This is a genomic window from Corynebacterium sp. 2571A (genome assembly GCF_055700935.1).
Window position 1 is genome coordinate 326,248 of sequence record NZ_JASTTE010000001.1, and the last position, 23,465, is coordinate 349,712.

Here is a 23,465-nt window from a genome sequence, read left to right on the forward strand (position 1 = left end):
TGGGCGGTGCAGGGATTTCCGGGGCGTGCCTTGGTCCGCGGTCAGCAGTGGCCGGAAGAAGAGCGCAACCAAGACGAAAACGGCCGTCTTTCAAAGCGCTAAAAATGCGTTCTGTGCTGCCGATTTGTGAAAGTTTTAGGAATCGGGTTATTGTTATCAAGGCTTCAACGCGAGAGGGGCGGTAAGAATTACCGCTTGTCTTTAACGAGGCTGTGCCCCCTTAGCTCAGTCGGCAGAGCGTTTCCATGGTAAGGAAAAGGTCGACAGTTCGATTCTGTCAGGGGGCTCTGTTCGTTTCTGGGGTATTATCCAACAGTGCCCTTTAAGGAAGCGGTCACTTGGCGGTGTAGCTCAGTGGTAGAGCAAGCGACTCATAATCGCTGTGTCGCGAGTTCAATTCTCGCCATCGCTACCGGGAACGAAAAGCGCCCTCGGGCGCTTTTTTATTACCGATCTCCACCGAAAATGAGGGCGGTTTATTTATTAACCCGCTACTCTGGTAGGGTAGTCCGTGCTGTTTTAAACGCAGTACGCCTAGGGGCGTGGCGCAATTGGTAGCGCAACGGTCTCCAAAACCGTAGGTTGCAGGTTCGAGTCCTGTCGCCCCTGCCAAACTTATTTTCTAGCGAGGAGTTCAGACGTCGTGAGCGATAATCAGCGTCCAGATGCTGGCGCACAGCGCCCCACCGGTAAGCGTCAACGCTCCGGCGCCTCCACCACTTCCTCCGCTGACTACGCCAAGAAGCATGGCGGCCAGGTCGCTACCGCCAGCCCGCAAGAGGAAAAGCCGGGCAATGGCGTGGCTTCCTTCCTTCCCGAGGTTGTTACCGAGGTCAAGAAGGTCGTTTGGCCGACCGGCAAGGAAATGGTCCAGTACACCCTGGTGACCTTCGGCTTCCTGATTGTGCTGACCGCTCTGGTCTGGAGTGTCGACACGCTGACCGGCCTCGGAGTTGAGTGGGTACTGACTCCTTAGTACACTAGGTAAACAGCAAGCTAGAAAGCTTAGTCCCGCCGCTTCCCGATGATGGGGAGGGCGGGATAATTTATTAGCCCACCGCCTATAATCGGTGGCACGCGAAACCCCAAGGTGAGGAAGAATCCAGTGAGCGAAGACAACAACCTCGAGAACTCCGTCGAGTCGGCCCTGTTGGAAAGCATCCAGGACAAGGCTGCCGACGCCGCCGAGAGCGCTGAGAACGCCGAGGGCGTCGAGGCTGCCGAGAACGCGGACGCCGCCAACAACGCGGACGGTGCCGCTACCGCCGAGTCCGGCGAAGGCGAGGCCCCGGCCGCTGCCGAGGAGACTGCCGGTGAGGCTGAGTCCACCGACGCCGCGCAGGCCGAGGAAGGCGCCGAGGGCGAAGAAGAGGTCGACCCGGAGGCGGACTACCGCCGCCGCCTGCGCGCTTTCACCTCCGAGCTGAAGAAGCGCGACGGCAAGTGGTACATCATTCAGTGCTACTCCGGCTACGAGAACAAGGTGAAGACCAACCTGGACATGCGCGCCCAGACCCTGGGCGTGGAGGACTCCATCTTCGAGGTCATCGTCCCGGTCGAGCAGGTGCTCGAGGCCAACAAGGACGGCAAGAAGAAGATCGTCAAGCGCAAGCTGCTGCCGGGCTACGTCCTGGTCCGCATGGAGCTCAACGACGCGGCCTGGTCCGTGGTCCGCGACACCCCGGGTGTTACCTCCTTCGTGGGCAACGAGGGCAACGCCACCGAGGTCAAGCCGCGCGAGGTTGCCAAGTTCCTGATGCCGAACGACACCGCCGCGAAGACCGGCGAGGCCGCCGCCAACGCCGCCGAGGGCGAGCAGGTCGTGGCCATGCCGGAAAAGGAAGCCAAGAAGAAGATCGCCCACGACTTCCAGGTGGGCGAGGCCGTGACCATCCTGTCCGGCCCGCTGGCGTCCGTGTCCGCGACCATCTCCGAGATCGACGAGGAGACCGGCAAGATGCAGGGCCTAGTCTCCATCTTCGGCCGCGAGACCCCGGTCGAGCTGTCGCCGACCGCTATCGAGCGCATCAACTAACACTCACCCCAGTTTCCCGCCGGCGCGAAACGCCGGTGGGGAGACGGACCGGGATTTGGGTCTGACAGGGCCCGTCCCGTAATATTGACCGGCGTGTGTGGCCAAGTGCCGCATACGCCGTTATTCGTTCATCCCCGGTGGCCGAACCCGAAAGAGGGGAAGCATCCGGACGGTACCCGTTATTCATCGTGGCGGGCGTGCCGGTAACTAGGAAAGAGGTAATTCGATGGCTAAGAAGAAGGTTTCTGGCTTCATTAAGCTGCAGATCGAGGCTGGCGCCGCTAACCCGGCCCCGCCGGTTGGCCCGGCACTGGGTGCCCACGGCGTCAACATCATGGAGTTCTGCAAGGCTTACAACGCCGCAACCGAGAACCAGCGCGGCAACATCGTGCCGGTGGAAATCACCGTCTACGAGGATCGTTCCTTCGACTTCAAGCTGAAGACCCCGCCGGCAGCGAAGCTGCTGCTGAAGGCCGCCGGCATCAAGAAGGGCTCGGGCGTTCCGCACACCGACAAGGTTGGCTCTGTCACCTGGGATCAGTGCAAGGAAATCGCTCAGACCAAGTTCGAGGATCTGAACGCCCGCGACATCGAGAACGGCGCCCGCATCATCGCCGGTACCGCCCGCTCCATGGGCATCACCGTCGACGGCGCGCCGGCCTAAGAAACAACTGCATGTGGTAGGGCCAGCTCCGGCCCGCCAAAGACCACACCACCCTTTATTCAAGAAAAGGACTGCTAATAATGAGCACCAAATCCAAGGCTTACAAGGCCGCCGCGGAAAAGGTTGACTTTTCCCGCCTGTACCGTCCGCTAGAGGCCGCCAAGCTGGCCAAGGAGACCTCCTCCAAGAACTTCGACGCCACCGTCGACGTTGTCCTGCGTTTGGGCGTTGACCCGCGCAAGGCCGACCAGCTGGTTCGCGGCACCGTCTCCCTGCCGAACGGCACCGGTAAGGACGTCCGCGTGGCCGTCTTCGCCGAGGGCGAGAAGGCTACCGAGGCTGAGCAGGCGGGCGCCGACATCGTCGGCACCGAGCAGCTGCTCGAGGCCGTCAACGCCGGCAACCTGGACTTCGACGTGGCCATCGCCACCCCGGACCAGATGGCCAAGGTCGGCCGCGTGGCCCGCGTGTTGGGCCCGCGTGGTCTGATGCCGAACCCGAAGACCGGCACCGTGACCAACGACGTGGCTAAGGCCATCTCCGAGGTCAAGGGAGGCAAGATCTCCTTCCGCGTGGACAAGGCTTCCAACCTGCACGCCATCCTGGGCAAGGCTTCCTTCGACGCGGAGAAGCTGGCCGAGAACTACGGCGCCCTCATCGAGGAGCTCAACCGCCTGAAGCCGTCCGCTTCCAAGGGCATCTACATGAAGAAGATCACCATCTCGACCACCAACGGTCCGGGCATCCCGGTGGATCCGTCCGTGCAGAAGAACTTCGCTGAGTAATTTAGCGAGGCCTTCCGCGGCCACGTAGATTAAGCGTCAAACCCGCCCGCCTCCCGTTTCTGGGAGGCGGGCGGGTTTTGCTCTATCCTCGTCCTATGACACAAAAGCGCGCGGCGGTAGTAGGGGCAGGGCCGAACGGATTAACGGCGGCCGCGCGGCTGGCCCGGGCCGGCTGGGCGGTCACCGTCTTCGAGGCCCAGCCCACCGCGGGCGGGGCGGCGCGCTCGCTCCGCGATGCCCTCGGGCCGGGCACCACCGTGGACTTCGGCGCGGCCGCGCACCCCTTCGGTCTGGTCTCCCCGGCGTTGCGCGAGCTCGGTTTTAACGACTGGGTGCACGCGCCGCTGCCGCTGGCCCACCCGCTGGAGGGAAAGCCCGCCGCGCTGCTGCGGCCAGGGCTCGAGGAAACCGCCCAGGGGCTCGGCCGCGACGGCCAGCGCTGGGAGCTCATCCACCGCCCCATGGTCGAGCACCCGGAGCGCCACGCGGCCAACGTCCTGCGGCCGATGGCGGGGTGGCCCCCGCACCCGGTGGACCTGGCCCGCTTCGGGCTGCGGGCGCCGTGGCCGGCCCAGGCGATGAGTACAACCCTCTTCCGGGAGGAGCCGGCCCAGGTCTTGACGCTGGGCTCGGCCGCGCACGCGCTGTGCCCGCCGTCTCAACCCCTGACTGCTAGCCTCGGCGTGCTTTTCAACGCCTTCGGCATGGCGGGCGGCTGGCCCGTGGCGCGCGGCGGCACCCAGGCCATCATCGACCACCTGCTCGGCCAGCTGCGCGCGGCCGGTGGCCAGGTGCTGTGCGGGAGGCCCATCACGAGCATGGGTGAGCTGGTCGGCGCCGACGGCCGGCAGGAATGGGACGCGGTGGTGCTCGACCTGGCCCCGCGCGGCGTGCTGGGTATCGCCGGGCTGCGCCTGCCCGGGCGGGTGGCGGCCGGCCTGCGCGCCTGGCGCTACGGGCCCGGGGTGCACAAGGTGGACTACCGCTTGAGCGCCCCGGTGCCGTGGGCGGACCCGGCCGTGGGTGGTGCCGGCACGGTGCACGTGTGCGGCGGGGCGGACGATATCGAGCTGGCCGCGCGCCAGGTGGCCGCCGGTCAGCTACCGCAGCGGCCTTTCGTGATGGTCTGCCAGCAGGCGGTGGCGGACCCCTCCCGCGGGCCCGTGCTGTGGGCCTACGCGCAGGTGCCCAACGGCCACCGCGAGGCCTACCCGGGCCAGGTCACCGAGCGCATCGAGGCCCAGATCGAGCGCTTCGCGCCCGGTTTCCGGGACGTCGTCGAGGCCCGGCGGGTCAGCTCACCCGCGCAACTGGCCGCCCATGATGCGAACCTGGTGGGCGGCGACATCGCCGCCGGCGCGATGAGCGGGCTGCAAATGCTCGCCCGCCCGCGCCTGACTTTTGACCCTTACCGCCTGGCCGACGGGGTCTATATGTGCTCGGCGGCCACTCCACCCGGCGGCGGGGTGCACGGCATGGGCGGCTGGAACTGCGCCGGCCGGATCCTGGGGCGGTAGCGAGGGGCTAGATATCGTCCGGCAGGCCGGCCTGGTGGGCCGGCGCGGCAGCCTTGTTTGCGCCGGCCTTAATGTCGGAGTAGGCCGCGAGTGAGGCCTTGCGCGACTCCTGCAGGTCCACGATGGGCTCAGGCCCCAGGGGAGTCAGGTCTTCCGGGGCCCAGCGGCCGACGTACTCGCCGTGCGGGTCGAAGCGCTCGGCCTGGGTGACCGGGTTGAAGATCCGGAAATAGGGCGCGGCGTCGTCGCCGCAGCCGGCAATCCACTGCCAGCCGAAGGGGTTGGAGGCCGGGTCCGCGTCCACCAAGGTATCCCAGAACCAGGACTCGCCCGCGCGCCAGTGGATACCTAGGTTCTTGGTGAGGAAGGAGCCGACCACCATCCGCACCCGGTTGTGCATGTAGCCGGTCTGCCACAGCTCCCGCATGCCCGCGTCCACCAGGCCGATGCCGGTGTGGCCGGCCTTCCACGCGTGAAAGAGCTCGGGCTCTTCCTCGGCGCTGGACCAGGCGAAGGAGTCGAACTGGCGGCGCACGTTCACCGCGTGCAGCTCCGGCAGGTAGTAGAGGCGGTGCCAGGCGAAGTCGCGCCACAGCAGCTCGGTCAGGAATTTCTGCCCGTCGCCGGCCGGGGCCTGGTCGGTGGCCAGTAGCTCGCCGACCGCGGCCCAGACCTGGCGCGGGGATACCTCCCCGAAGCGCAGGTGGGGCGAGAGCCGCGAGGTCGCCTCCTCGGCCGGCTGGTCGCGCCCCGACTCGTAGCCGGCGATGCCCTCTAGGAAAGACTCCAGGCGCGCGCGGGCGCCGTCCTCGCCCGGGGCCCAGGTCTCCCGCAGCCCGCCCGCCCAGTGCGGGTCGGCCGGCTCGCTCATCGGCTGCCGGGCGAAGCCCAAGGCGCCGGTATGATTGGGGATGTCGTCGACGCCGGCGCCGCGCAGCTGGGGGACCGGCAGGGGCTCGTCGTCGCGGACCTGGGCGCGGGCGGCCTTCGAGAACGGGGTGAAGACCTGGTAGGGCTTGCCGCTGCGATTGGTGACCTCCCACGGCTCCACCAGGGTGTGGCCCGGGTGGGAGGCGACGTTAATGCCGCGGGCCTGGAGCTCGGACTTCACGGCGGCGTCGACCTCCCGCCAGGGCTCATGGTAGCGGCGGGACCAGGCCACCGCGTCGATGCCCAGGTCGGCCACGAGGCGGGGGATGAGCTCGCGGGCATCGCCGGCCGCACGCAGCAGCGGCACGCCGTAGGGCTCCAGGGAACGCGCCAGCCGCGCCAGGGAAACCTCGCGCCACCAACCCGCCGCCGCGCCCAGCGGACGGGCTGGGTAGGTAGCCGGCTCGTCTAGGACCACCGCGACCACGGGCCCGTGGTCGTTGGCCCAGTCCAGCGCCCGGTTATCGAGCAGGCGAAGATCGTCGCGAAACCACATTAGGCTAGTCATGGGCCAAGCCTACCAACGCCGCCCGCGCAGACGATTTTTTGATCTGCAGGCCGGGTGCTAGGGTATACAGCGAAGTTTGAACGGGAGTTTTCCCGAGCTCAAGTTTCACCGAAGACCGTTGGTCACCTTCTTGTTAGAAGGTCGAAGGTTTCCCATCCACGGGAACGGCCCACGCAGGAGACACTTGTGCATCACATCCTATGTGTGCGCCCTGTGCTCTTGCACGGGGCTTTTTTGATGCGACAACCGGGCGAGTTAAAACCCGCCCAGGGCAAGCTAGAAAAAGCTCCGGCGGAAAAACAAGAGATGTTTTGGAAGGAGGCGAGAGTTAAGATGGCAAACCCGAAGAACACCGCAGACTTGGCGGAGCTGAAGGGCAAGCTCGACGCTGCTGATGCGTTCGTGCTGACCGAGTACCGCGGCCTGACCGTGGCACAGCTTTCCGAGCTGCGTAACAACCTGGGCTTTGACGTTGACTACTCCGTCGCCAAGAACACCCTCTTCAAGATCGCTGCCAAGGAAGCTGGCATCGAGGGTCTTGACGAGCACCTGGCCGGCCCGACCGCAATCGCCTTCATCAAGGGCGAGGCCGTCGACGCTGCCAAGGTGATGAAGAAGTTCGCCGAGGATAACGACGCGTTCATCGTCAAGGGCGGTTACATGGACGGCAACGCTCTGACTGCCGACCAGGTCAAGGCCATTGCTGACCTTGACAACCGTGAGACCACGCTGGCCAAGCTGGCTGGCGCTATGAAGGGTTCTATGGCGAAGGCTGCCGCTCTCTTCAACGCTCCTGCAACCAAGGCCGTACGTACCGTTGCGGCTCTGCAGGACAAGAAGGAAGCAGAAGCTTAAGAATTCGCGCACAACCTGCGCAACAACTACACCACTACCGAGACGCTATTGCAGCGCTCACATAAGAAAGGATGCTTACCATGGCTAAGCTCACCAAGGACGAGCTCATTGAAGCTTTCAAGGAAATGACCCTCATCGAGCTCTCCGAGTTCGTCAAGGAATTCGAAGAGGTCTTCGACGTTGAGGCTGCCGCTCCGGTCGCCGCTGTTGCTGCAGGCGCTCCGGCTGCCGGCGGCGAGGCTGCTGCTGAGGAGAAGGACGAGTTCGACGTCGTTCTGACCGACGCTGGCGCCAAGAAGATCGGCGTCATCAAGGCTGTCCGCGAGATCGTCTCCGGCCTGGGCCTGAAGGAAGCCAAGGAGCTCGTTGAGTCCGCTCCGAAGGCCATCCTGGAAGGCGCCAACAAGGACGACGCCGAGGCTGCCAAGACCAAGCTGGAAGAGGCTGGCGCTTCCGTCGAGCTGAAGTAGTCTGAACTAGACTCACCTCGGCTTCGGCCTGAGCCTTCTCAAGGCTTTAACCACCTCCGCCTGCCCCGCATCACCGCGGGAGCAGGCGGAGGTCTTTTTATGCCTCCACGCGCGGCGGGGGAGGCTCGCGCGCTAGAAACCGGGTGTTTCGTTATCAACCGGCAATTGCTGGGTTGTAAGATGCTGTACCATGCTGCCCAAATCCCGCATCATCTCCGTGATCGTTCTAGGCCTCGGCATCGCTTTGATCGCCGCTGGCGCGCTCGCGCCTGTCTTCCTAGACTTGCGGGCCAAGCTGCCGCTGGACGCCGAGCACACCACGTTTAGCTTCAGCGACCCGGACGGCCGAGCGCAGACCCTGAGCGAAGAGGGGACACAGCCCTACGAGGGCCCGCTGGCCTACCAGCTGCACTACGACACCGTGGATCCCTCCGGCAAGGAGGACGCTTCCCTGCGGGTCGGGCAGACCACCGTGCGCGGCACCGAGGCCGACGCCGAGGATGTGGAGAACCTGGTCAGCGCCCAGGTGTGGAACTTCCCCATCGACCGCGTCAGCGGCGCGGCACAGGGCAAGGCACGCCTGAACCACACGATCGTCTCGCCGGCGGCGGAGGTGGCCGTGGACGGCTACTGGCTGAAATTCCCCTCCAAGGCGGAAAAGACCACCTACCCGGTCTTCGACCCGACCCTGCGCCAGGCGGAAGACGCCGTCTTCGCCGAGGAGCAGGAGATAGATGGCCGAGAGATCTACCGCTACGACCAGGAGATAGCGCCGGTCAACGTCGCCACGCTGTACGCCGGGATGGGCAATACCACCCAGTTCGAGACCCCCGACGGCGGTACGGAGCCGGGCTACCTGTTCCACTCCGGCAAGCGCAGCATCTACGTCGACCACGCCACCGGCATGGTGGTGGGCATGGATCTGGACATCGACGACTACTATGGCACCCGGGAGGGCGAGCGCCGCGAGGACGCCTTCGTCTTCCAGGCCTCCACCTCTGACGAGGATCGCGCCCAGCTCATTCAGCAGGCCGGCCAGATTCCGGATCCGCAGGCCGCGAACATCGCGCGCTGGATTGGCCTCGGCCTAGGCGTTGTCTTGACCATCATCGGGCTGCTGGGCGTCTTCGGGGTTTTCGGTCCGCGCGGCCAGAAGGTCAAGCGGGCCCTTTAGGTTCGGGCCTGGGGCTGTGTCTGGGCCGCCCGCGCCCGACGAGTGCGAGCAAGAACCCGGGCGGGCACATAGACGATCGCGGGCGTCTTTACAAATCGCCGGATTTGATATAGGCTGTTTCGTTGCGCTGGAATCCGGATCCCCAGTGCACATTTAGCCTTGGCACGTGGTGATGGTAAAGCGACTTGACAAGGTGATTTTGTGCTATCTGAGCCCGCTGATTCCACAGCAGACCGAATGCTAAATCTACCAGCGGTTTTGCTTGCTCGCCCCTCCCAGGCGGGTGAGTGATCCGCGTGAGGTGCTGGAAGGACCCATCTTGGCAGTCTCCCGCCAGACCAAGTCAGTGGCCAATATCCCTGGAGCCCCGAAGCGTTATTCGTTCGCTAAGATTAGCGAGCCGATTGCGGTTCCGGGCCTCCTTGACTTACAACTTGATTCTTTTGCATGGCTCATCGGCACGCCGGAGTGGCGTGAGCGCCAGCAGGCTGAACGCGGCGACGACGCCCGCGTTACCTCTGGCCTGGAGGATATCCTAGAGGAATTGTCCCCGATCGAGGACTACTCGGGCAATATGTCCCTGTCGCTGTCCGAGCCGCGCTTCGAGCCGGTGAAGAACACCGTCGACGAGTGTAAAGAAAAGGACATCAACTACTCGGCGCCGCTCTACGTGACCGCAGAGTTCATCAACAATGACACCCAGGAGATTAAGTCTCAGACGGTGTTCATCGGCGACTTCCCGATGATGACCGACAAGGGCACGTTCATTGTCAACGGCACCGAGCGTGTTGTCGTCTCCCAGCTCGTGCGTTCCCCGGGCGTGTACTTTGACCAGACGATCGACAAGTCCACGGAGCGCCCGCTGCACTCCGTGAAGGTCATCCCGTCCCGCGGCGCCTGGCTCGAATTCGACGTGGACAAGCGCGACACCGTCGGCGTGCGCATCGACCGCAAGCGCCGCCAGCCGGTCACCGTGCTGCTCAAGGCCCTGGGCTGGTCCGAAGAGCAGATCCGTGAGCGCTTCGGCTTCTCCGAGCTGATGATGTCCACCCTCGAGTCCGACGGTGTTGCCAACACGGACGAGGCCCTGCTGGAGATCTACCGCAAGCAGCGCCCGGGCGAGCAGCCGACCCGCGAGCTGGCTCAGTCCCTGCTGGACAACTCCTTCTTCCGCGCGAAGCGCTACGACCTGGCCAAGGTCGGCCGCTACAAGGTCAACCGCAAGCTGGGCCTGGGCGGCGACCACGACGGCCTGATGACCCTGACCGAGGAAGACATCGCGGTCGCGCTGGAGTACCTGGTGCGCCTGCACGTCGGTGAGCGCGAGATGAAGGCGCCGAACGGTGAGATTGTCTCCATCAACACCGACGACATTGACCACTTCGGCAACCGTCGTCTGCGCACCGTGGGCGAGCTGATCCAGAACCAGGTCCGCGTGGGCCTGTCCCGCATGGAGCGCGTCGTGCGCGAGCGCATGACCACCCAGGACGCGGAGTCCATCACGCCGACCTCGCTGATCAACGTGCGCCCGGTCTCGGCAGCTATCCGCGAGTTCTTCGGTACCTCGCAGCTGTCCCAGTTTATGGACCACAACAACTCGCTGTCCGGCCTGACCCACAAGCGCCGCCTGTCCGCGCTGGGCCCGGGCGGCCTGTCCCGAGAGCGCGCCGGCATCGAGGTGCGAGACGTGCACCCGTCCCACTACGGCCGTATGTGCCCGATTGAGACCCCGGAGGGCCCGAACATTGGCCTGATTGGCTCGCTGGCTTCCTACGCCCGCGTGAACTCCTTCGGCTTCATCGAGACCCCGTATCGCAAGGTCGTCGACGGCAAGGTCACCGACCAGGTCGAGTACCTGACCGCCGACGAGGAGGACCGCTTCTCCATCGCCCAGGCCGAGGTCGAGCAGGACGCCGAGGGCAACATCGTTGGCGACCGTATCGAGGTCCGCCAGCGCGACGGCGACATCGCCGTGACCGACGCTTCCGGCGTCGACTATGTGGACGTCTCCCCGCGCCAGATGGTGTCCGTGGCTACCGCCATGATTCCGTTCCTGGAGCACGACGACGCTAACCGTGCACTGATGGGTGCGAACATGCAGCGCCAGGCGGTGCCGCTGGTGCGCTCCGAGTCCCCGTACGTGGGCACCGGTATGGAGCAGCGCGCGGCTTACGACGCCGGCGACCTGGTCATCACCCCGAAGGCCGGTGTGGTCGAGGACGTGACCGCGGACCTCATCACCATCATGGATGACGAGGGCCAGCGTGATACCTATATGCTGCGCAAGTTCGAGCGCACCAACCAGGGCACGAACTACAACCAGACCCCGCTGGTGTCCATGGGCGACCGCGTCGAGGCCGGCCAGGTGCTGGCCGACGGCCCGGGTACCCACAACGGCGAAATGTCGCTGGGCCGCAACCTGCTCGTGGCGTTCATGCCGTGGGAAGGCCACAACTACGAGGACGCCATCATCCTCAACCAGCGCATCGTCGAAGAGGACATCCTGACCTCCGTGCACATTGAGGAGCACGAGATCGATGCCCGCGACACCAAGCTGGGTGCCGAGGAAATCACCCGCGAGATCCCGAACGTGGCCGAGGACGTGCTCAGCGATCTGGACGAGCGCGGCATCATCCGCATCGGTGCCGACGTCCGCCCGGGCGACATCCTGGTCGGTAAGGTCACCCCGAAGGGCGAGACCGAGCTGACCCCGGAGGAGCGCCTGCTGCGCGCCATCTTCGGTGAGAAGGCCCGCGAGGTTCGCGACACCTCGATGAAGGTCCCGCACGGTGAGGTCGGCAAGGTCATCGGCGTGGCTCGTTTCAGCCGCGAAGACGATGACGACCTAGCCCCGGGCGTCAACGAGATGATCCGCGTCTACGTGGCCCAGAAGCGCAAGATCCAGGACGGCGATAAGATGGCCGGCCGCCACGGCAACAAGGGTGTCGTCGGCAAGATCCTGCCGCCGGAGGACATGCCGTTCATGGCGGACGGTACCCCGGTCGATATCATCCTGAACACCCACGGTGTTCCGCGTCGTATGAACATCGGCCAGGTCCTCGAGGTCCACCTCGGCTGGCTGGCTCACGCCGGCTGGAAGGTCGACGTCGACGACCCGGCTAACGCCGACCTGCTCAAGACCCTGCCGGAAGATCTCTACGACGTCCCGGCCGACTCGCTGACCGCCACCCCGGTCTTCGACGGCGCGACCAACGAAGAGATCTCCCGCCTGCTGGCGTCCTCCCGCCCGAACCGCGACGGCGACGTCCTGGTTGACGGCGAGGGCAAGGCCACGCTGTTCGACGGCCGTTCCGGCGAGCCGTACAAGTACCCGATCTCGGTCGGCTACATGTACATGCTCAAGCTGCACCACCTGGTGGATGAGAAGATCCACGCCCGTTCGACTGGTCCGTACTCCATGATTACCCAGCAGCCGCTGGGTGGTAAGGCCCAGTTCGGTGGCCAGCGCTTCGGCGAGATGGAGGTGTGGGCCATGCAGGCATACGGCGCGGCCTACACCCTGCAGGAGCTGCTGACCATCAAGTCGGACGACGTGGTCGGCCGCGTGAAGGTCTACGAGGCCATTGTGAAGGGCGAGAACATCCCGGATCCGGGCATCCCGGAATCCTTCAAGGTGCTGCTCAAGGAGCTGCAGTCGCTGTGCCTGAACGTGGAGGTCCTGTCCACCGACGGCACGCCGATGGAGCTTTCCGGCTCGGATGAAGACGACATGGAATCCGGTTCCTCGCTGGGCATTAACCTGTCCCGCGATGAGGGTTCCGCCGCCGACATCGCCTAGCGACTCTGCTTTAGGTCCGCCGCTGGTTTTCCCAGCGGCGGGCAAGGAAACAAGTTACTTTTTCAAATGCCAACAATTCCTCGTTAGACGAGGATGAAAGGGAGAATTTACGTGTTCGACGTAAACCTCTTCGACGAGCTCCGCATTGGTCTGGCCACCGCTGAAGACATCCGTCGCTGGTCCAAGGGCGAGGTTAAAAAGCCCGAGACCATCAACTACCGAACCCTGAAGCCGGAGAAGGACGGCCTGTTCTGCGAGCGTATCTTCGGTCCGACCCGCGACTGGGAGTGCGCCTGCGGTAAGTACAAGCGCGTGCGCTACAAGGGCATCATCTGTGAGCGGTGCGGCGTCGAGGTCACCAAGTCCAAGGTCCGCCGTGAGCGCATGGGCCACATCGAGCTGGCCGCTCCGGTTACCCACATCTGGTACTTCAAGGGTGTCCCGTCCCGCCTGGGCTACCTGCTGGATCTCGCTCCGAAGGATCTGGAGCGCATCATCTACTTCGCGGCCAACATCATCACCTCCGTGGATGAAGAGGCCCGCCACAACGACATGTCCACCCTCGAGGGCGAGATGCTGCTCGAGAAGAAGGACGTGGAGGACGACACCGAGGCGGAAATCGCCGAGCGCGCGTCCAAGCTCGAGGCCGACCTGGCCGAGCTGGAGGAAGCCGGCGCCAAGGCGGACGCCCGCCGCAAGGTCCAGAACGCTGCGGACAAGGAGATGCAGCACATCCGCGAGCGCGGCGAGCGCGAGGTCGCCCGCTTGGACGAAATCTGGAACACCTTCGTCAAGCTGGCCCCGAAGCAGATGATCATCGACGAGAACATCTACGAAGAGCTCGTCGACCGCTACGAGGATTACTTCACCGGCGGCATGGGCGCGGAAGCCATCCAGACGCTCATCCGCAACTTCGACCTGGAGGCCGAGGCTGAGGTCCTGCGCCAGACCATCAACAACGGCAAGGGCCAGAAGAAGATGCGCGCCCTGAAGCGCCTGAAGGTCGTCGCCGCGTTCCTGCGTTCCGGCAACGACCCGGCCGGCATGGTCCTGGACGCTATACCGGTTATCCCGCCGGAGCTGCGCCCGATGGTCCAGCTGGACGGTGGCCGCTTTGCCACCTCCGACCTGAACGACCTGTACCGCCGCGTGATCAACCGCAACAACCGCCTCAAGCGCATGATCGATCTCGGCGCACCCGAGATCATCGTCAACAACGAGAAGCGCATGCTGCAGGAGTCCGTGGACGCCCTGTTCGACAACGGCCGCCGCGGCCGTCCGGTCACCGGCCCGGGCTCCCGCCCGCTGAAGTCCCTGTCTGACCTGCTCAAGGGCAAGCAGGGCCGCTTCCGCCAGAACCTGCTGGGTAAGCGTGTGGACTACTCCGGCCGTTCGGTTATTATCGTCGGCCCGCAGCTGAAGCTGCACGAGTGCGGTCTGCCGAAGCTGATGGCGCTCGAGCTGTTCAAGCCCTTCGTCATGAAGCGCCTGGTGGAAAACGACTACGCGCAGAACATCAAGTCCGCTAAGCGCATGGTCGAGCGCCAGCGTTCCGAGGTCTGGGACGTGCTGGAGCAGGCCATTTCCGAGCACCCGGTGCTGCTGAACCGCGCGCCGACCCTGCACCGCCTGGGCATCCAGGCCTTCGAGCCGAAGCTGGTGGAGGGCAAGGCCATTCAGCTGCACCCGCTGGCGTGTGAGGCCTTCAACGCCGACTTCGACGGTGACCAGATGGCAGTCCACCTGCCGCTGTCCGCCGAGGCCCAGGCCGAGGCCCGCGTCCTGATGCTGGCCTCCAACAACATTCTGTCCCCGGCCTCCGGTAAGCCGCTGGCTATGCCGCGCCTGGATATGGTCACCGGTCTGTACTACCTGACCATGGACAAGGCCGAGGACGAGATTGGCGGCGAGGGCCGCTTCCACGCCGCGGAGACCGACAAGCCGGCCACCGGCGTCTACTCCTCCTACGCGGAGGCGCTCATGGCGCGCGACCGTGGTGTGGTGGGCCTGCAGGCGCCGATCAAGGTGCGCATCGACCACCTGCGTCCGCCGGAGGACATCGAGGCCGAGCAGTTCCCGGACGGCTGGGAGCGCGGTCAGGCCTGGCTGGCGGAGACCACCATCGGCCGCATCATGTTCAACGAGCTGCTGCCGTGGAACTACCCGTACCTCGAGGGCGTCATGGTCCGTAAGGGCGGGTCTGGCAACAAGGTGCTGCTGGGCGACGTGATCAACGATCTCGCCGTCAAGTACCCGATGATCACCGTGGCTCAGGTCCTGGACAAGATGAAGGACGCTGGTTTCTACTGGGCTACCCGTTCCGGCGTGACCATCACCATGTCCGACGTTCTGGTTCTGCCGAACAAGACCGAGATCCTGGAGTCCTACGAGAAGGAAGCCGAGCGGATCGAGCGCAAGTACTGGGAGCAGGGCGCCCTGACCGAGCGCGAGCGCTACGATCGCCTGGTTGAGCTCTGGAAGGACGCCACCGACACCGTGGGTAACGCGGTGGAGAACCTCTACCCGGACGACAACCCGATCCCGATGATCGTTAAGTCCGGTGCCGCCGGTAACATGCGCCAGATCTGGACGCTGGCCGGCATGAAGGGCATGGTCGTGAACTCCAAGGGTGACTACATCACCCGTCCGATTAAGACCTCCTTCCGTGAAGGCCTGTCGGTGTTGGAGTACTTCAACAACTCGCACGGTTCCCGTAAGGGCCTGGCGGATACCGCACTGCGTACCGCCGACTCGGGCTACCTGACCCGTCGTCTGGTCGACGTGGCCCAGGACGTCATCGTCCGCGATGAAGACTGTGGCACCCGCCAGGGCGTGCGCGTGCCGGTAGGCACTGAGGTCGCCGAGGGCCAGTACGCGGTTCACGAGCTGTGGGAGACCTCCGCTTCCGGCCGCGTGGTGGCTACCGACGTCAAGGACGCCGACGGCAACGTGCTGGCTGAGGCCGGCTCCGACCTGACCGAGAGCCTGACCAACAAGCTGGTCCAGGCTGGCGTGCAGGAGATCAAGGTCCGCTCCGTGCTGACCTGCCAGACCCCGGCTGGTGTCTGTGCTAAGTGCTACGGCAAGTCCATGGCTTCCGGCCACCTGGTCGATATCGGCGAGGCCGTCGGTATCGTGGCCGCCCAGTCGATTGGTGAGCCGGGTACCCAGCTGACCATGCGTACGTTCCACCAGGGCGGTGTCGGCGGCGATATTACCGGCGGTCTGCCGCGTGTGCAGGAGCTCTTCGAGGCCCGTAACCCGAAGAACCGCGCCCCGATCGCCTCCGTGGACGGCACCGTGTCCCTGTCGGACGAGGGCAACTTCTGGACCCTGACCATCACTCCGGACGATGGTTCGGACAACGTGGTCTACGAGAAGCTGTCGAAGCGCCAGGGCCTGGCCCAGGTGCGCCGCCCGATGGAGTCCAACCCGGACGCCATGATCGAGCGTTCCCTGCGCGACGGCGACCACGTCGAAACCGGCGAGCGCCTGATGCGCGGTGCGGCCGACCCGCACGACGTCCTGGAGGTCCTGGGCCGCCGTGGCGTGGAGAAGCACCTCATCGACGAGGTCCAGGCCGTGTACCGGACCCAGGGTGTGGCCATCCACGACAAGCACATCGAGATCATCATCCGCCAGATGCTGCGTCGTGGCACGGTCATCGACGCCGGCTCGACCGAGTTCCTGCCGGGCACCTTGGTGGACCTGTCCGAGGCCAAGCAGATCAACGCGGCGCAGGTGGCCGAGGGCGGCGAGCCCGCACAGCTGCGCAGTGAGATCATGGGTATCACCAAGGCCTCCCTGGCTACCGAGTCCTGGCTGTCCGCCGCCTCCTTCCAGGAGACCACCCGCGTGCTTACCGATGCCGCTATCAACAAGCGCTCCGATAAGCTCATTGGTCTCAAGGAGAACGTGATCATCGGTAAGTTGATCCCGGCCGGTACCGGTATTTCCCGCTACCGCAACATCACTGTGAAGCCGACGGAGGCCGCCCGCAACGCGGCGTACTCCATCCCGACCTACAGCGATACCATCTACAGCGACGACAGCTTCGGTGAGTTCACCGGCGCCTCCGTCCCGCTGGAGGAGGACTTCTTCTAAAGGAAGTACTCCCGCGGTCTAACCGCACACATTCGGTCTGCACAGCGGCCCCGCACCTCCTTCCCGGGAGGCTGCGGGGCCGCTGTCTTTGTGCGTCAACCTTGCCAAGACTTCACCCCCGCTCGGGCACCTGATTTTGTGGTGCGCAGGGGCTTGCTATGCTAATCGCCTGTACAACTAAACAAACGCGGGAGCTGCTGGCGGCAAAGTCCAGCGGCTGAGATGGCCTTGGGGCCGAACCGTAGAACCTGATCCGGGTAATGCCGGCGCGAGGGAGGAAAAATGCCGAATAGGCTTCATTGGCGTGTTGTAGACATCGTGGTTGCATCCATCTTGGGTGTGGCCTGCGGTCTGATTTTCTTGCTGTGGAACACCGTGGGGTACGCGTGGTTCATGGCCATGGATAGCCTCACACCGGGGCTCGGGGGACTGGCCACCGGTATCTGGCTGCTGGGCGGCGTCATCGGCTGCTTGGTGATACGCAAGCCGGGCGCGGCTATCTTCGTCGAGGTGCTGGCCGCGTGTGTCTCCGCGGCGCTGGGCAGCCAGTGGGGTATTGAGACGCTCTACTCCGGACTGGCCCAGGGCCTGGGAGTCGAGATCGTCTTGGCGATTTTCGCCTACCGCAACTTCAAGCTGCCGGTGGCGGCGCTGTCCGGCATCGGCGCGGGCATCGGCGCGTTCATCCTGGAGCTGTTCACGTCCGCCAACCTGGCCAAGTCGCTGGAATTCAACCTCATCTACCTGTCCTGCCTGGTGGTCTCGGGCGCCGTCCTGGCCGGCGTGCTCGGCTACTACCTGGTCCGCGCCTTGGCGCGCACCGGCGCCCTGGACCGGTTTGCAGTAGGCCGGGAAGCCCGTGCCTAGTCCCGCTGCCAGTCACCCGACGGGACTTCACGCGCGGGGATTCGGCTGGCAGCACGCCGGGCGCAACCGGGCGGCGCTTAAAGACATTGAGCTCGACATCGGGCCGGGCGAGCGCGTCCTGCTGTGCGGGGACTCCGGCTCCGGCAAGTCGACGTTGCTGGCCGCCTTCGCGGGCGTGCTGGGCGGCGATGACGAGGGCGAGCAGACCGGCGAGCTGACGCTCTACGACGGGGCCGGCCACCGCGAGGCGCCTGGGCGGACCGTCCCGGTGGGGCTGGTGCTCCAGGACCCGGACGCGCAGGTGATCGCCTCCCGCGTGGGTGACGACGTCGCCTTCGGGTGCGAGAACCTCGGCGTGGAAAGGGAAGAGATCTGGCGCCGGGTGCGCCACGCCTTGGACGTGGTGGGCCTGGACGTCGCCCTTGACCACCCGACGCAGCGCCTGTCCGGCGGGCAGAAGCAGCGCCTGGCGCTGGCCGGGATCATCGCCATGGGCGCGGGGCTCATCCTGCTCGACGAGCCCACGGCCAACCTGGACCCGCAGGGCGCCCGGGACGTTATCGCCGCGGTGCGCGATACCGTCGAGGCCACCGGCGCGACGCTCGTCGTGGTCGAGCACAACTACTCCGGCTGGGAAGACCTGCTGGAGCGTGCGATTATGCTCAGCGATGGGCGCGTGAGCGCGGATTCCACCGTCGCGGAAGTGGCCGCCGCCCGGGCGGTGACTGGTCTGCCGGAAGCCCGGCCGGTTGCCGCGCACGCGCCGGCCGCGATGTTTTCCCGCGACCTGGTCACCCGCTTCGGCCCGCCGCGCAGCTACGAGATCCCGGCCGGGGCCTCTACCGTGGTTACCGGGCCGAACGGCTCCGGCAAGACCACCTGGTTGATGACCATGGCCGGCCTGCTCGCCCCAGTCAGCGGCCAGATCGGCATGTCGGAGGAGGTCGCCCGCGGGCTGCCGCCCACCCCGCGGAAGTGGAAGTCGCGACAGTTGGCGCACCGGATTGGCTACGTCTTCCAGAACCCGGAGCACCAATTCGTTGCCCGCAGCGTGGCCGAGGAGCTGCGCGTGGGCCCAACGGTGATGGGCGAGGAGGTGCCGACCGCGCGCATCGACGAGCTGGTGGAGCGCCTCCGCCTCGGGCACCTGCTGGAGGCCAACCCGTTCACGCTCTCTGGCGGGGAGAAGCGACGCCTGTCCGTGGCCACCGCCCTGGTGACCGCGCCGGCGGTGGTCCTCCTCGACGAGCCCACCTTCGGCCAGGATCCGTCTACCTTCGCCGAGCTAGTCGTCATGCTGCGCGAGCTCGTCGACGCCGGCACCACGATCGCCTCCATCACCCACGACGAGCTATTCATTGCGGCGCTGGGTGATGCCCACATCCGCGTCACGGCCCCCGAGGCCGCGCCCAGCGTGCCAGCGAGCCGCGCCCGCGGACACCGGCGAAGGGAGGGGCGAAATGCCTAATATCCTGGCGACTGTCAACCCGGTGACCCGGCTGGCGCTGATGGTCATCATCACCACGCCGCTGCTGCTGAGCCTGGATTGGGTCAGCGCGACCGTCTCCCTGGGCCTGACGGTGCTGCTCGCCCCGCTGTGCGGGGTGCCCTGGCCCCGGCTGGTCCGGCTGGCCTGGCCCCTGCTGATTATCGCCCCGCTGTCGGGTATTTCCATGCTGCTGTACGGTCGGCCGGGCGGGAAGGAGTACTTCTCCATCTGGCTGGCGGTGGTCACGGAGAACTCGGTCGAGCTGGCCATCGCGGTGATGATCCGTGTCCTGGCTGTCGCCCTGCCCGTGGTGGTGCTGGCGCGCGACATTGACCCGACGGAGCTGGGCGACGGACTGGCCCAGGTGCTGCGGCTGCCCGCGCGCTTTGTCATCGGCGCGGTGGCCGGCGTGCGCATGGCCACGCTCTTCAAGGACGACTGGGCGTCCATGGAGCGGGCCCGCCGGGCTAGGGGGCTGACCGACCGCGGCCGGATTGCGCACATGGCCTCGATGTCCTTCGGCCTGCTGGTCGTGGCCCTGCGGCGCGGCGGCAAACTCGCCACGGCGATGGAGGCCCGCGGTTTTGGCCGCACCCCGCCGCACGGCAGGAGCCGGACCTGGGCCCGCGAATCCCGCCTGCGTACCCAAGACTGGCTGGTCATGGCCGGTGCCGTAGTGCTCGCGGCCGTCCCGGTGGTAGTTTCGGTAATCACGAACTCTTGGCGATTTTTTGGATTGTGATAGCTTCTATGCCCTCTGACCAGCCCGAGCAACCTGCTAGTGGCGTCGCGGACGAGCCCTTGCCGTCCGCGGCGGCGCTAAAACACTTGAGCATCGACCGGCAGCAGGCCTACGTGGTCGCGCGGGTGATAGAGCTCGCCGCCGAGACCAAGCGGCCGATGAAGCCCGTCACCGTGCTCATCGACGGCCCGTCGGGGGCGGGCAAGACCTGGCTCTCGGCCCGTCTGGCCGAGCACGACAACTGCCAGGTGGTGCACCTGGACGAGTTCTACCCGGGCTGGCACGGCCTGGACCGCGGCTCGGAGATGGTCTACGAGCACGTGCTGCGTCAGATGAACCCCGGCTACTGGCGGTGGGACTGGGAGGCCAACGCCCCCGGCGAATGGATGAGCCTGGACGCCCGCGACGACCTCATCGTCGAGGGCGTGGGCTCGGTAACCCCGGAGTCGCTGGCCACCGCCCGTCAGCGCGGCAGCGTCGTGGCCGTCTGGGTCACCGGGCCGCGCGCAGAGCGCAAGGAGCGCGCGCTGAGCCGCGATCCGTATTACGCCGAGTGGTTCGAGGTCTGGGAGGACCAAGAAAAGGTGCACTTCGCAGAACTCGAGGCCGCCGGAATTGAATTCGACGTCCACTGGGACTGGACCCCGGCGCAGGACTAGCGGAGGAAGAAAGCCTGCCGCACCAGCCGCCTAGCCGCGGTAATAGCCCTCGGCGTCGCAGCCGCGGGCGGCCTGGACCACCAGCTCGCATCCCCGCGCCCGCGCCGCGGCCTTAAGCTGCGGCAGGTGGCTTTCCACCACGGAGCCGGGCCAGGAGGTGGTGCGCAGCTGCAGCCCCATGCCGTAAGAGCGGGCGGTCTCCGCGGCGATATCCAGGCTCTGCCACATCCGGTGAGCTACCGCGGAGGTCACCCCGGCCACGGCGGGCAAGTCCCCGGGCAGGCCCTTGACGTCCAGTCCTATCCAGTCCGGCCGGGTGTCCGGATCCGCCAGCAGGCGCCGCAGCCGCGCTGGGCTATAGCCGCTGGTATGCAGCCCCACCGGGAAACCGGCGGCGTGGGTGCGGCGGATGGCATCGGCCAGCCCGGGCACCGCCAGCGGCTCCCCGCCGGAGACGACCAGGGCATCGATAAGCCCCCTGCGCGCCTCCAACAGGTCGAGCACCTCCTCGAAGCCTTGGGCGCCCCCGAAGCCCCGGTCGCCGCCGCCGTTTCCGAGGGGCTGGAGCGCCGGGTTGTGGCAGTAGCGGCAGCGCAGCGGGCAGCCCTGCACGAAGGCCGTGATCGTGAGCTTGCCCGGCCAGTCGCAGGTGGAAAAGGGGATGACCCCCGCGATGGGCAGCGAGGAGCTAGCCGGCCCGGCGGAAGCGCCCGGGGGATTAATGAGCTGGGCCGACATAAGACTCCGCGAAGTACTCGCGCTCGTGGAACTCGCCCTGCTTTCCGGTGTTGAAGCTGGACACGGGCCGGAAATAGCCCATCACGCGGGTCCACATCTCCGTAGCCTCGCCGCACTCCGGGCACTGCGGGTGCTCACCGGAGATATAGCCGTGCGAGGCGCAGATGGAAAACGTCGGCGTGATGGTGATATACGGTAGGCGGAACGTGCTCAGCGCTCGCTTGACCAGCGTGGCGCAGGCGTCGCCGGAGGACATGGCCGAACCCATGTACAGGTGCAGGACGGTGCCGCCGGTGTACTTGGACTGCAGATCCTCCTGGGCGGCCAGGGCGCCGAAGGGATCCGGGGTGTGGGCCACCGGAAGCTGCGAGGAGTTGGTGTAGTAGGGCTGCGCCGCGGTGCCGGCCTGCAGGATGTCCTCGAAGCGCTCCTTGTCCTCGCGGGCAAAGCGGTAGGTGGCGCCCTCGGCCGGGGAGGCCTCCAGGTTGTAGAGGTGCCCGGTGCGCTCCTGGGCCTGGGTCAGCAGGGCGTTGACGTGGTCCAGCAGGCGCGCGACCTGGTCGTGGCCCTGCGGATCGGTGAGATCGTAGGCGTCCTGGGTGAAGTTGCGGATCATCTCGTTGCAGCCGTTGACGCCGATGGTGGAGAAGTGGTTGTCCAGGCTGGGCAGCCAGCGCCGCGTGTACGGGTAGAGGCCGCGGTCCAGGTTTTCCTGGACGAAGGCGCGGCGGCGTTCCAGGGTGTCCACGGCCAGGTCGACCAGTTCGTCCACGCGGGCCAGCAGCGCCTCCTCGTCGCCGCGGTAGAGGTAGCCCAGCCGCGCGCAGTTGAGGGTGACCACGCCGATGGAGCCGGTCAGTTCCGCCGAGCCGAACAGGCCGTTGCCGCGCTTGAGAAGCTCCGTCAGGTCGAGCTGCAGCCGGCAGCACATGGAGCGCACCATGCCGGGATCCAGATCCGAGTTGAGGAAGTTCTGGAAATAGGGCAGCCCGTAGCGCGCGGTCATGGTGAACAGGGCCTGGGCGTTCGGGCTGTCCCAGTCGAAGTCCTCGGTGATGTTGTAGGTCGGGATGGGGAAGGTAAACGGGCGGCCGTCGGCGTCCCCGGCGGACATGACCTCCAGGAAGGCGCGGTTGATAAGGTCCATCTCCGCCTGCAGGTCCCCGTAGCGGAAGTCGACGGGCTCGCCGCCGATAAGAGGGGTGATATCCGCCAGGTCGGCCGGGCAGGTCCAGTCGAAGGTGAGGTTGGTAAAGGGCGTCTGCGTGCCCCAGCGCGAGGGCACGTTGAGGTTGAAGACGAACTCCTGCAGGGTCTGCTTCACCTGCTCGTAGCTCAAGTTGTCCAGCCGCACGAAGGGGGCCATGTAGGTGTCGAAGCTGGAGAAGGCCTGCGCGCCCGCCCATTCGTTCTGCAGGGTGCCCAGGAAGTTGACGGCCTGGCCGCACGCGGACGACAAGTGCTTGGGCGGGGCGGAGCTGACCGTGGCGGGCACGCCTCCGAAGCCTTCCTCCAGCAGCTGGCGCAGCGACCAGCCGGCGCAGTAGCCGGAGAGCATGTCCAGGTCGTGGATGTGGAGATCGCCGGCCCGGTGCGCGTGCCCGGCGGCGGGGGAGAAGACGTGGTTGAGCCAGTAGTTGGCGGTGACCTTGCCGGAGGTGTTGAGCACCATCCCGCCCAGGGAGTAGTCCTGGTTGGCATTGGCGTGGATGCGCCAGTCGGCGCGCTCGAGGTACTCGTCCAGGGTGGACTGCACGTCAATGGTCGTGTGCTGCGCAGCGTGTGCGGAAGGCTGGTAAGCCATGGGTGTCCTTTCGGTTCAGGGAAGTGGTGAAGCCGTCGCGGCAGGGCCGGTGCCGCGAGCCCAGGGGCGGGCTAAGTAAAAAGCGCTTTCGATGGACAACATAGCTGTAATTTCGACGGTGTGAGTTAGCCGAAACTCCATATATTCCGGTGTGGTAGCTCACGAACACAACATGTTGTGGTTTGGGGGAAGAGTTCGCTGCGTGAACCGAAGGCCATGTAGTGGCCGTGACGTCCGCCCCAGCCCGCCGTTTGGCCTACCCCTTTGGAGGGGAGGGGAAAGTTCCGTGGACTTTGTCACTAGACTTTCGGTACGCCGGGCCACA

General features: G+C 65.8%; 17 protein-coding genes and 3 tRNA genes. 17 read left to right on the forward strand and 3 right to left on the reverse strand.

Features of this window, described 5'->3' with window-relative positions; genetic code table 11:
* The first annotated feature begins 214 nt into the window (after nt 1-214).
* From QQS53_RS01630 to QQS53_RS01665, 8 genes are all read left to right on the forward strand, one after another.
* A tRNA-Thr gene (locus QQS53_RS01630) sits at nt 215-287 on the forward strand.
* 53 nt (nt 288-340) lie between these two features.
* Nucleotides 341-412: transfer RNA gene (locus QQS53_RS01635), tRNA-Met, on the forward strand.
* A gap of 124 nt (nt 413-536) precedes the next feature.
* A tRNA-Trp gene (locus QQS53_RS01640) sits at nt 537-612 on the forward strand.
* A gap of 31 nt (nt 613-643) precedes the next feature.
* Nucleotides 644-976 (forward strand): preprotein translocase subunit SecE, encoded by a 333-nt coding sequence (secE, locus tag QQS53_RS01645; RefSeq protein ID WP_472774233.1) that lies wholly within the window; start codon nt 644-646, stop codon nt 974-976.
* A 129-nt stretch (nt 977-1,105) separates the two neighbouring features.
* The gene (nusG, locus tag QQS53_RS01650) at nt 1,106-2,035 is read left to right on the forward strand and encodes a transcription termination/antitermination protein NusG (RefSeq protein ID WP_472774234.1); all 930 of its coding nucleotides are present in this window, start codon (nt 1,106-1,108) and stop codon (nt 2,033-2,035) included.
* Between the two features lie 226 nt (nt 2,036-2,261).
* Nucleotides 2,262-2,699, forward strand: coding sequence for a 50S ribosomal protein L11 (gene rplK, locus QQS53_RS01655; RefSeq protein ID WP_290224617.1), 438 nt, complete (start codon nt 2,262-2,264; stop codon nt 2,697-2,699).
* An 80-nt stretch (nt 2,700-2,779) separates the two neighbouring features.
* Nucleotides 2,780-3,484 (forward strand): 50S ribosomal protein L1, encoded by a 705-nt coding sequence (gene rplA / locus QQS53_RS01660; protein WP_296206649.1) that lies wholly within the window; start codon nt 2,780-2,782, stop codon nt 3,482-3,484.
* 95 nt (nt 3,485-3,579) lie between these two features.
* A complete protein-coding gene (locus tag QQS53_RS01665) occupies nt 3,580-5,001 on the forward strand; it encodes a phytoene desaturase family protein (RefSeq protein WP_472774235.1) in 1,422 nt (473 codons plus the stop codon).
* Nucleotides 5,002-5,008: 7 nt separating this feature from the next.
* On the opposite strand, the gene QQS53_RS01670 is transcribed toward QQS53_RS01665, so the two are convergent.
* The gene (locus tag QQS53_RS01670) at nt 5,009-6,439 is read right to left on the reverse strand and encodes a cryptochrome/photolyase family protein (RefSeq protein WP_472774236.1); all 1,431 of its coding nucleotides are present in this window, start codon (nt 6,437-6,439) and stop codon (nt 5,009-5,011) included.
* 333 nt (nt 6,440-6,772) lie between these two features.
* On the opposite strand from QQS53_RS01670, the gene rplJ reads away from it, so the two are divergent.
* The 9 genes from rplJ to QQS53_RS01715 all read left to right on the forward strand — a co-directional run bounded on the left by rplJ (nt 6,773) and on the right by QQS53_RS01715 (nt 20,598).
* Nucleotides 6,773-7,294 carry a 50S ribosomal protein L10 gene (gene rplJ, locus QQS53_RS01675; protein ID WP_472774237.1) on the forward strand — a complete coding sequence of 174 codons (522 nt, stop codon included), beginning with the start codon at nt 6,773-6,775 and terminating at the stop codon, nt 7,292-7,294.
* Between the two features lie 80 nt (nt 7,295-7,374).
* Nucleotides 7,375-7,764: a 50S ribosomal protein L7/L12 gene (gene rplL / locus QQS53_RS01680; protein ID WP_070768237.1), complete on the forward strand. Its 390-nt coding sequence runs from the start codon at nt 7,375-7,377 to the stop codon at nt 7,762-7,764.
* Between the two features lie 190 nt (nt 7,765-7,954).
* Nucleotides 7,955-8,938, forward strand: a complete 984-nt coding sequence (gene pgfA, locus QQS53_RS01685; protein ID WP_472774238.1) for a cell envelope lipid trafficking protein PgfA — start codon at nt 7,955-7,957, stop codon at nt 8,936-8,938.
* A 301-nt stretch (nt 8,939-9,239) separates the two neighbouring features.
* Entirely contained in the window at nt 9,240-12,737 is a 3,498-nt protein-coding gene (rpoB, locus tag QQS53_RS01690; RefSeq protein ID WP_472774504.1) for a DNA-directed RNA polymerase subunit beta, read from the forward strand.
* A gap of 111 nt (nt 12,738-12,848) precedes the next feature.
* Nucleotides 12,849-16,841, forward strand: a complete 3,993-nt coding sequence (locus QQS53_RS01695) for a DNA-directed RNA polymerase subunit beta' (protein WP_472774239.1) — start codon at nt 12,849-12,851, stop codon at nt 16,839-16,841.
* A gap of 282 nt (nt 16,842-17,123) precedes the next feature.
* Entirely contained in the window at nt 17,124-17,708 is a 585-nt protein-coding gene (locus QQS53_RS01700; protein WP_472774240.1) for an ECF transporter S component, read from the forward strand.
* A complete protein-coding gene (locus QQS53_RS01705) occupies nt 17,701-19,176 on the forward strand; it encodes an ABC transporter ATP-binding protein (RefSeq protein WP_472774241.1) in 1,476 nt (491 codons plus the stop codon). The genes QQS53_RS01700 and QQS53_RS01705 overlap by 8 nt, the downstream gene beginning before the upstream one ends.
* Complete coding sequence (locus QQS53_RS01710) at nt 19,169-19,939, forward strand: energy-coupling factor transporter transmembrane component T family protein (RefSeq protein WP_472774242.1); 771 nt, start codon at nt 19,169-19,171, stop codon at nt 19,937-19,939. Before QQS53_RS01705 ends, QQS53_RS01710 begins: the two co-directional genes overlap by 8 nt.
* A gap of 8 nt (nt 19,940-19,947) precedes the next feature.
* Nucleotides 19,948-20,598: a hypothetical protein gene (locus QQS53_RS01715; protein WP_472774243.1), complete on the forward strand. Its 651-nt coding sequence runs from the start codon at nt 19,948-19,950 to the stop codon at nt 20,596-20,598.
* A 30-nt stretch (nt 20,599-20,628) separates the two neighbouring features.
* Here QQS53_RS01715 and QQS53_RS01720 read toward each other — a convergent pair whose 3' ends face one another.
* Both QQS53_RS01720 and QQS53_RS01725 read right to left on the reverse strand, forming a co-directional pair.
* Entirely contained in the window at nt 20,629-21,336 is a 708-nt protein-coding gene (locus QQS53_RS01720; protein WP_472774244.1) for an anaerobic ribonucleoside-triphosphate reductase activating protein, read from the reverse strand.
* Nucleotides 21,317-23,140, reverse strand: a complete 1,824-nt coding sequence (locus tag QQS53_RS01725) for a ribonucleoside triphosphate reductase (protein WP_472774245.1) — start codon at nt 23,138-23,140, stop codon at nt 21,317-21,319. The genes QQS53_RS01720 and QQS53_RS01725 overlap by 20 nt, the downstream gene beginning before the upstream one ends.
* Nucleotides 23,141-23,465: the final 325 nt, after the last annotated feature.

What these genes read in the sequence shown, in the direction of transcription:
- rplK (WP_290224617.1), top strand. Translation starts at nt 2,262, where the DNA reads ATGGCTAAGAAGAAGGTTTCTGGCTTCATTAAGCTGCAGATCGAGGCT.
- rplA (WP_296206649.1), top strand. Translation starts at nt 2,780, where the DNA reads ATGAGCACCAAATCCAAGGCTTACAAGGCCGCCGCGGAAAAGGTTGAC.
- QQS53_RS01665 (WP_472774235.1), top strand. Translation starts at nt 3,580, where the DNA reads ATGACACAAAAGCGCGCGGCGGTAGTAGGGGCAGGGCCGAACGGATTA.
- QQS53_RS01670 (WP_472774236.1), bottom strand. Translation starts at nt 6,439, where the DNA reads ATGACTAGCCTAATGTGGTTTCGCGACGATCTTCGCCTGCTCGATAAC.
- rplJ (WP_472774237.1), top strand. Translation starts at nt 6,773, where the DNA reads ATGGCAAACCCGAAGAACACCGCAGACTTGGCGGAGCTGAAGGGCAAG.
- rplL (WP_070768237.1), top strand. Translation starts at nt 7,375, where the DNA reads ATGGCTAAGCTCACCAAGGACGAGCTCATTGAAGCTTTCAAGGAAATG.
- pgfA (WP_472774238.1), top strand. Translation starts at nt 7,955, where the DNA reads ATGCTGCCCAAATCCCGCATCATCTCCGTGATCGTTCTAGGCCTCGGC.
- QQS53_RS01700 (WP_472774240.1), top strand. Translation starts at nt 17,124, where the DNA reads ATGCCGAATAGGCTTCATTGGCGTGTTGTAGACATCGTGGTTGCATCC.
- QQS53_RS01710 (WP_472774242.1), top strand. Translation starts at nt 19,169, where the DNA reads ATGCCTAATATCCTGGCGACTGTCAACCCGGTGACCCGGCTGGCGCTG.
- QQS53_RS01715 (WP_472774243.1), top strand. Translation starts at nt 19,948, where the DNA reads ATGCCCTCTGACCAGCCCGAGCAACCTGCTAGTGGCGTCGCGGACGAG.
- QQS53_RS01720 (WP_472774244.1), bottom strand. Translation starts at nt 21,336, where the DNA reads ATGTCGGCCCAGCTCATTAATCCCCCGGGCGCTTCCGCCGGGCCGGCT.
- QQS53_RS01725 (WP_472774245.1), bottom strand. Translation starts at nt 23,140, where the DNA reads ATGGCTTACCAGCCTTCCGCACACGCTGCGCAGCACACGACCATTGAC.